Consider the following 7,380-nt stretch of genomic DNA (forward strand, 5'->3'; position numbering starts at 1 on the left):
CGTGGCAGCCATGAACACCTCACACCTGTCCCGGATCGCCCTCGTCACCGGCGCCAACCAAGGGCTCGGGCGCGCCCTGGCCGAAGGACTCGCGGCCCGCATGACACCCGCCGGTCTGGTCCTGCTCACCGGCCGCGACCCGCGCCGCGTGGCCGACGCCGCCCGCGAGGTCGGCCGGCTGCCCGGAACGCGGGCGCGGGTCGAGGGCCGGGTGCTGGACGTCACCGACACCGGCGCCATCGCCCGCCTCGCCGCGGACCTCCGGGCGCGGTACGGGGGCGTGGACGTCGTCGTCTCCAACGCGGTCACCCGGGTGCTGCCCGAGGAGTCGCAGGCGGCGCGCGCCGACGAGGTCATCGACGTCTCCAACACCGCCACCCACGCCGTCCTGCGCTCCTTCGGCCCCGTCCTGCGCCCCGGCGGCCGGCTGCTCGTCGTGGCCAGCAGCCTCGGCACCCTCGGCCACCTCGATCCGCGCCTGCACCACCTGTTCGACGGCGCCGACCTCGACCGGGTCGAGCACGCCGTCGAGTCCTGGCGGGCCGCCGTCCACGCCGGCACCGCGCAGGAGGCGGGCTGGCCCCGCTGGCTGAACGTGCCCTCCAAGGTGGCCCAGGTCGCCGCCGTCCGCGCGGTCGCCGCCGAACGCCGGGCCCGGGACCTCGCCGCCGGCACGCTCCTCGCGGCCGTCTGCCCCGGCATGGTCGACACCGCCACCTCGCGCCCCTGGTTCGGCGGCCACACCGGCGCCCAGTCACCGGCACAGGCGGCCGAGGCCGTGCTCGACCTGATCACCGCCGAGCACGTGGACCCGGCCCACTACGGGGAGTTGGTCCGCTTCGGCAGGGCCCTGTCCTGGTACGACGGCACGCCCCCGGTGGAACAGGAGCGTCTGCTCACGCCCTGAACACGCGAGGGGGACGGTGCCGATTCCAGCATTGGCATGGACCTGACGCCCGGGAGAGTCTAGGCTCTCCTCGGCCACGCACGAGAGCGCTCTCAGAATTCGGCTGTTCCATCCCCACCCCTGGAACGACGAAGGACGATCCCATGAGACGCAGCAAGCTGACGTACACCGCGCTGTCCGCGCTCCTGATCCTCGGCGGCTGGAGCGCGGCGGGCACCGCACCCGCGGCGGCCACCGGCTCCGCCGTGTCCACGCCGGCCGGCACCGCCCGGACCGCCTCCTCCAAGCCCGCGGCCGACGGCCTGGTGACCGCGATGCAGCGCGACCTGCGGCTGACCCGGACGCAGGCGAAGGCGCGGATCGCGGCCGAGCGGGCCGCCGCGACACTCGACCCCAAGGTCCGCAAGACGGCCGGAAACGCCTACGCCGGTTCCTGGTTCGACGCCGGCCAGGGCCGGCTGACCGTGGCGCTCACCAAAGCCGCCCCGGCGAGCACCCGCCGCGCGATCGAGGCGTCCGGCGCCCGGGTCCGCACCGCCGCGCACTCCGCCCGCCAGCTCGACGCCACCAAGACACGCATCGACCGGCTGACCGCCCCGGCGGGCGTGAGCGGCTGGCACGTCGACCCGAAGGCGAGCACCGTCGTCGTCGACGTCGTACGGCAGGACCGTGCCGACAACGATGTCCGCGCGTTCCTGTCCCGGGCCCGCCAGGCGGGTCCCGTCACGGTGCGGACGGTCGCCGCCGCGCCCCGCACCTTCGCCGCCGGAACGGTCGGCGGCGACCCGTACTACACGGGCAACGTCCGCTGCTCCATAGGCTTCTCGGTCTACGGCGGCTTCGTCACCGCCGGCCACTGCGGCTCGCCCGGCGCCGGGGTCAACGGCTGGGACGGCTCCTACATCGGCACCTTCCAGGGGTCCTCGTTCCCGGACAACGACTACGCCTGGGTCAGCGTGGGCAGCGGCTGGTGGACGGTGCCCGTCGTCCTGGGCTGGGGCACGGTGTCCGACCAGCTCGTGCGCGGCTCGGCCGTGGCACCGGTCGGTTCCTCCATCTGCCGCTCGGGCTCCACGTCGCACTGGCACTGCGGCACGGTGCTGGCCCTCAACGAGACCGTCAACTACAGCCAGGGCGCGGTGCACGAGCTGACCAAGACGAGTGTGTGCGCCGAACCCGGCGACTCCGGCGGCTCCTTCATCTCCGGTGACCAGGCCCAGGGCGTCACCTCCGGAGGCTGGGGCAACTGCAGCTCCGGCGGCGAGACCTGGTTCCAGCCGGTCAACGAGATCCTCAACCGCTACGGCCTGACGCTGCACACGTACACCGGCTGAGCCCGGACCCGCCGGCCGGGCGGACGACCCGGTGCGCGCACCGGCCGCCGCCCCAGGGGCCCGTCCGAACGGCGACGGGCCCCGTCCCAGGCGCCCGGCGTCACCGCGCGGGCGCCGCCGTCAGAAGGCTCCGAGGTCCGTCGCGACCCAGCGCTCCGGCCGCATGTAGATCAGGAAGTGCTCGCCCAGGTGGGCCGCGTCGTACTCCACGAACCCGGCGACCTTCTCCTCCGGCAGGTACCGCGCGGCCAGCTCCCAGGACCGGTCCCGGCTGTCCGGGGCGGTCCTGGTGACGGGCCCCTCGACCCAGACGTAGCGCACCGAGGGCGCCGCGCGCTGCACCATCAGACTGAAGCGGCCGGCCGAGCGGATCGCCCGGGCCTTGCGCGAGTCGGGTCCGGTGCGCACCCAGAGTTCACCGCCCGGCGTGTACTGGTACCAGATGGGAACCGTCAGCGGTGCGCGGTCCGGCCGTTCGACGACCGACAGAGCGCCGATGTGCGGCTCCGCCAGGAACTGTTCTCGTTCATCACGGGACAGGGTCATGCGCCCGACCTTAGGGCCTCCCGTTGGGATCATGCCGGGCTCGCGGGCCCTGGTGCCGCTCCCCCAAGCTCTTCGAGCAGGGGGTGCCCCCAGCGGCGTTGTCGTCGGTTGCCATGGCTCCGCCATGGCGCCCTCCTCCGCCTTGCGATGCACGGCACCAGACCCCGCTCCCTGATCCGGCCTGATCCCAACGAAAGACCCTTTAGGGCCTCTCGCCGGGACCATGCCGGGCTTTCCGGCGGCCGGGGTCATGGAGGCCGGGGCCGGCGTGGCGGGTGCGTTGTCCGGCGCCCCACCCCAGGGGGCGGCGGGTGCCTTACCCGGCTTCCCGCTCCAGGACGCGGCGGGCCGCCTCCGCCTCGGCCGCCGGCGGGGACAGCTCGTCGAGGGTGTCCAGCTCGTCGTCCGACTCCAGCTCCCGTTCCCAGGCCGCCGCGAGCTGTCGCTGTTCCTCGTGCGACCGGGCGCCGACGGCCTCCCGGTGACCGGGGTCCAGTGCCGCGAGGAATCGTTCGACCGGGTCCGTCGGCATGCAGTGCTCCTTGTCCGCGCGAGGGTGCCGCTCCCGGCCCAGCATGGCCAACCGTGCGCGCCCCGGCCGCCCGACACGGGCCGGGGCCACCCTGATGGCCCTGTCACCCGGCACCGGCCCGGGAGCGCTCGGCCGGGCCCGGGGCCGGACCGACGGCGGCCGGAGGGCGCGTACGCCCCCGCACCCGGGGCCCGCACACCCGAGGCCCGCGCGCCCGGGGTCCGCGGGCGGTCAGGTCTGCCGGGCGTGCACGGGATCGTCGGCGGTTTCGTCCCGGCGGTGGTGGCGCGGCCGCCGGTCGCGCCACCAGTCGTAGGCCGCGAGAGCCAGGGACGCCGCCATGCCGACGAGCGCGGCGCCGAGCGCGGTGACGAGCGCGCCGCGGTAGTCGCCGTGCCTGCCCAGCACCAGGTAGAACAGACCGGGCAGCGCGGCGGTCCCCAGCGCGGCGCCGAGCCGCTGCCCGGTCTGCAGCGCGCCGCCCGCCGCGCCCGCCATGCGCACGGGCACGTCCCGCAGGGTCATGGTGATGTTGGGCGAGACCACGAAGCCGCTGCCGACGCCGCCGAGGAAGAGGACCGGGGCGGCGATCCAGGGAGCGAGGTGGAGGGGCGCGAGGGCGAGCAGCAGCGCGGTGCCGCCGAGGCCGGCGATCACCGCCGCGAGGCCGCAGACGGTGAGCGAACGGCCGTACCGCTCCACCAGCCGGCCCGAGACCACGGCCGCGCTGGCCGAGCCCAGGGCGAACGGGGTGACGGCGAGACCGGACCGGAGCGGCGAGAAGTCGAGCCCGCGCTGGTAGAACAGGGCGAAGACCAGCCAGACGCCGCTGAAGCCGACGAAGTACAGCGTGCCGATGCCGGCGCCGACGGCGTAGCCGCGCACGGTGGTGAACAGGCGTGGGTCCAGCAGCGGTTGCGCGTCCCGGGCGACGAGCCGGTGCTGCCACCGGGTGAAGACGACGAGGACCGCGGCGCCCACGGGGAACAACCACCACAGACGGCTGATGCCACCGGAGTCCGCCAGCACCAGCGGATACATCAGCGCGAGCACTCCGGCACCCAGCAGCAGCACGCCGGCCAGATCCACCCGGCCCCGCCCGGAGCGCGGCACGCGGGGCAGCAGACGGCGGCCGAGCAGGACGGCGAGGATGCCGATGGGGACGTTGACGTAGAAGATCCACCGCCAGCCCTGGGCACCGGAGGCGAGGGCGAGGATCGCGCCGCCGGTGATCGGGCCGGCGGCGGAGGAGATGCCGACGGTGGCGCCGAAGAAGCCGAAGGCGCGTCCGCGTTCGGCGCCGCGGAACATCTGCTGGATGAGCGCGGAGTTCTGCGGCGCCATGAAGCCGGCCGCCAGGCCCTGGGCGAGCCGGGCCGCCACCAGCAGCGTGATGTCCGGGGCCGCCCCGCAGGCCGCGCTGCAGACCACGAAGCCGCCGAGGGCCAGCAGGAAGATGCGGCGCCGGTCCAGGGCGTCGCCGAGCCGGCCCGCGGTGACGAGGGCGAGGGCGAAGGTCAGGGCGTACCCGGACACCACCCACTGCACCTGCGCCGGGGAGGCGTGCAGGTCACGCTGGACGGTGGGCAGGGCGACCGCGACGATCGTGACGTCGAGCAGGCTCATGAACCCGGCCACCAGAGTGACCCACAGGGCGCGCCAGCGCTGCGGATCGGGCTCGTACCCGTCCGCCGGGGCGTCCGCGCCCCGGCCGTCCGCGGCCGACGACGACGCTGTCACGGGGACTCCTCTCCTCGGGGCCGCCGGGCGGAACAGGTTCCCCCGCCCCCGACGGGCACACCCTCCAGCGTGCTACGCCGCCCGGACCCGTGGGAGACCCGCGGACGGGAGTCTTCAAGCCAGGCACCAGAGGGACATCTCACCTAAACTGACCATATGACTACTCAAAGTGACATAATGACTCCTGTCCGTGAACGTCCGCCGTTCTTCCGGGCTGCCGCGCTCGTCTGCGCCGCGGCCGGGGCGCTGCTCGGCGGCTGCGGCACCGAGACCGGTGGTGAGGCCGCGGACACCGGTGCCGCGGAGGCCGCCCGGATAGCCGCGGCCTCGTCCTCGCCGTCGACGGCCTCGTCCTCGGCGTCGGCGGGCACGGGCAGCCTGACCAAGGACCAGAAGGAGCGCGAGGCGCTCGTCCCCAAGGCCAAGACCGGCTACGAACAGGCACTCAGCGCCGCTGTGGCGGCCGTCCCCCACTCGGCACCGGTCTCCATCGAACTCAAGGGTCCGGCCCGCAGCCCCCGGTGGGAGGCCGAGGTGGCGACCGGCGACGGCACCGTCCACACCGTCCGCGTCGACGCCGTGACCGGAAAGGCCGGCCCGGCACGGGCCGAGGAGGACGAGGACGCCGACGACAGGCGCGAACTGGCGGACCGGCTGAAGCGGGCGACCGTGACCGCGCGGGACGCGGCGAAGACCGCCACGAACAGGACCAGGGGCACCGTCACCGCCGTCGAGCTGGAGGACTCCGGCGGAGCCGGGCCGAAGTGGTCCGTCGACGTCGTGACGACCGACGACTGGAACAAGACGACCCTCGACATCGACGCGGCCAGCCGCAAGATCCTCCGGGAGCACATCGACCGGGACTGACGCCCGCACCCGCCGCGAGCGGCAAGCGGCCGGCCGTGACCGCACGCCACCGCCGACCGCGTCTCCTCTCCCGCGGCACTCCGCCCCCCATGACGGCGCCCGGCCGGGGCACCCGGCGAGCGCGGCCGATCGCGCCGCACACCGGCCCGCCGCCCGGGCACCGGACGCCCTCCGGCCGGCGCGGTGCCAGGCCGGAGGCCCGGCCGGACCTGCCGGGGAGCAGCCGAAAGGAAGAGGGGCATCCTTGTGGCCCGGGAATCACCGGACGGCATGACGGCCGCCGCGCTGGACATCTCCGACGCCGTGGAGCGCCTGACGGCCCCGTGGTCGTCGGCCGCCCGGCAGGTGGCGTCACGGCTGTCGCCGCACCAGCTACGGGCACTGCGCACGCTGGAGGCGGCGCCGGGACTGAACCTGACCGCCCTGGCGGAACGGCTGGACATCGGGCTGCCCACGGCGAGCCGGTTGTGCGACCGGCTGGAGGCGGCCGGTCTGCTGGAGCGCGCTCTGCACCCGCACCGGCGGCGGGAGGTACGGCTGAACCTCACCCGGCATGCCCGGGGGGTCCTCGGCGACGTCGCCCGGCGCAGGGCGCGGACGCTGGCGGCGGTGCTGGACGGGATGGGACCGCAGGACAGGGCAGCGCTCCGCGAGGGCCTGCGGGCCTTCCTGGCGGCGCTCGACGAAGACCCGGCGGCACCCGGCCCCGGCGCGCGGTGACCAGGCGGGGGGGGGCGTCCGCCGGCGGCGCGGGCGGGCCGTCCGCCCAGGGGCCGCCGGTGGTCCGGCGGGCGGACCGGCCCCGTCGCGGGGGCCGGAGGTGTAGGCGGTCGGCCGGAGCGGGCATGTCCCGGTCGTTGGCGGGTAGGCGAGGGCACATGAACGGGGGAACACGCATGGAGCCGGTGATGTCGGGACCCGGCGGCGAAGGTGTGGCCGGCTCCGGGCCGGTCCAGGAGACCGTCGTGCTGGACGGCGACGGTCCGTGCATCGCGGAGGCGCGTCGGCGTGCGGCCGACTTCCTCGCGCGGGTGCAGCGGGAGTACGGGCTGCCGGTGTCGGCACGCGCGCTGGACGTGACGCGGCTGGTGGTCAGCGAACTGGTCACCAACGCCCGCAAGTACGCGCCCGGCCCGGTGCTGCTGGAGCTGCGGATCGTGGGCGGTCTGATCGAGGTGGCCGTGTGGGACGGCGAACCGGTGCTGCCGGTGGCCCGGGCCGCCGATCCGGGCCGCGTCGGGCAGCACGGGCTGGAGATCGTGCTGGCCGTCGTCCAGGGCTTCGAGGTGCGCAAGGAACCGGTGGGCAAGCGGATCATCGCCCGCATCGCCCTGGCCGACGACCCGGACGGCATCCACGCCTAGTACTGCAACGGTGCTTGCCGTGACTGATGGCCAGGTCAGGGGCTGTGTCCGCGTCGTTTGTAGTGGCTGGTGCGGGCCTGGTGTTGGCGT

At 75.0% G+C, this 7,380-nt stretch carries 8 protein-coding genes; 5 read left to right on the plus strand and 3 right to left on the minus strand.

The genetic code is table 11. From position 1 onward, the window contains the following. Positions 1 to 10: 10 nt before the first annotated feature. Entirely contained in the window at positions 11 to 907 is an 897-nt protein-coding gene (locus ACZ4SV_RS32120) for an SDR family NAD(P)-dependent oxidoreductase (RefSeq protein WP_468008766.1), read from the plus strand. Positions 908 to 1,050: 143 nt separating this feature from the next. Then, positions 1,051 to 2,241: a S1 family peptidase gene (locus tag ACZ4SV_RS32125; protein WP_468008769.1), complete on the plus strand. Its 1,191-nt coding sequence runs from the start codon at positions 1,051 to 1,053 to the stop codon at positions 2,239 to 2,241. Between the two features lie 120 nt (positions 2,242 to 2,361). Here the strand turns inward: ACZ4SV_RS32125 and ACZ4SV_RS32130 are convergent, their stop codons facing one another. From ACZ4SV_RS32130 to ACZ4SV_RS32140, 3 genes are all read right to left on the minus strand, one after another. Then, entirely contained in the window at positions 2,362 to 2,787 is a 426-nt protein-coding gene (locus ACZ4SV_RS32130) for a pyridoxamine 5'-phosphate oxidase family protein (RefSeq protein WP_468008772.1), read from the minus strand. Positions 2,788 to 3,103: 316 nt separating this feature from the next. Further along, a complete protein-coding gene (locus ACZ4SV_RS32135) occupies positions 3,104 to 3,319 on the minus strand; it encodes a hypothetical protein (protein WP_468008776.1) in 216 nt (71 codons plus the stop codon). A gap of 231 nt (positions 3,320 to 3,550) precedes the next feature. Next, positions 3,551 to 5,059, minus strand: a complete 1,509-nt coding sequence (locus ACZ4SV_RS32140; protein WP_468008780.1) for an MFS transporter — start codon at positions 5,057 to 5,059, stop codon at positions 3,551 to 3,553. Positions 5,060 to 5,236: 177 nt separating this feature from the next. On the opposite strand from ACZ4SV_RS32140, the gene ACZ4SV_RS32145 reads away from it, so the two are divergent. From ACZ4SV_RS32145 to ACZ4SV_RS32155, 3 genes are all read left to right on the plus strand, one after another. Next, a complete protein-coding gene (locus ACZ4SV_RS32145; protein ID WP_468008784.1) occupies positions 5,237 to 5,926 on the plus strand; it encodes a PepSY domain-containing protein in 690 nt (229 codons plus the stop codon). Between the two features lie 270 nt (positions 5,927 to 6,196). After that, positions 6,197 to 6,646 carry a MarR family winged helix-turn-helix transcriptional regulator gene (locus tag ACZ4SV_RS32150; RefSeq protein WP_365881325.1) on the plus strand — a complete coding sequence of 150 codons (450 nt, stop codon included), beginning with the start codon at positions 6,197 to 6,199 and terminating at the stop codon, positions 6,644 to 6,646. Positions 6,647 to 6,834: 188 nt separating this feature from the next. After that, positions 6,835 to 7,290 (plus strand): ATP-binding protein, encoded by a 456-nt coding sequence (locus ACZ4SV_RS32155; RefSeq protein WP_365881311.1) that lies wholly within the window; start codon positions 6,835 to 6,837, stop codon positions 7,288 to 7,290. Positions 7,291 to 7,380 lie beyond the last annotated feature (90 nt).

It is taken from the genome of Streptomyces sp. NPDC027672 (genome assembly GCF_055566335.1).

Coding starts and splice junctions, on each gene's coding strand:
- ACZ4SV_RS32120 (WP_468008766.1), top strand. CDS start 11: ATGAACACCTCACACCTGTCCCGGATCGCCCTCGTCACCGGCGCCAAC.
- ACZ4SV_RS32155 (WP_365881311.1), top strand. CDS start 6,835: ATGTCGGGACCCGGCGGCGAAGGTGTGGCCGGCTCCGGGCCGGTCCAG.
- ACZ4SV_RS32130 (WP_468008772.1), bottom strand. CDS start 2,787: ATGACCCTGTCCCGTGATGAACGAGAACAGTTCCTGGCGGAGCCGCAC.
- ACZ4SV_RS32135 (WP_468008776.1), bottom strand. CDS start 3,319: ATGCCGACGGACCCGGTCGAACGATTCCTCGCGGCACTGGACCCCGGT.
- ACZ4SV_RS32145 (WP_468008784.1), top strand. CDS start 5,237: ATGACTCCTGTCCGTGAACGTCCGCCGTTCTTCCGGGCTGCCGCGCTC.
- ACZ4SV_RS32150 (WP_365881325.1), top strand. CDS start 6,197: ATGACGGCCGCCGCGCTGGACATCTCCGACGCCGTGGAGCGCCTGACG.
- ACZ4SV_RS32125 (WP_468008769.1), top strand. CDS start 1,051: ATGAGACGCAGCAAGCTGACGTACACCGCGCTGTCCGCGCTCCTGATC.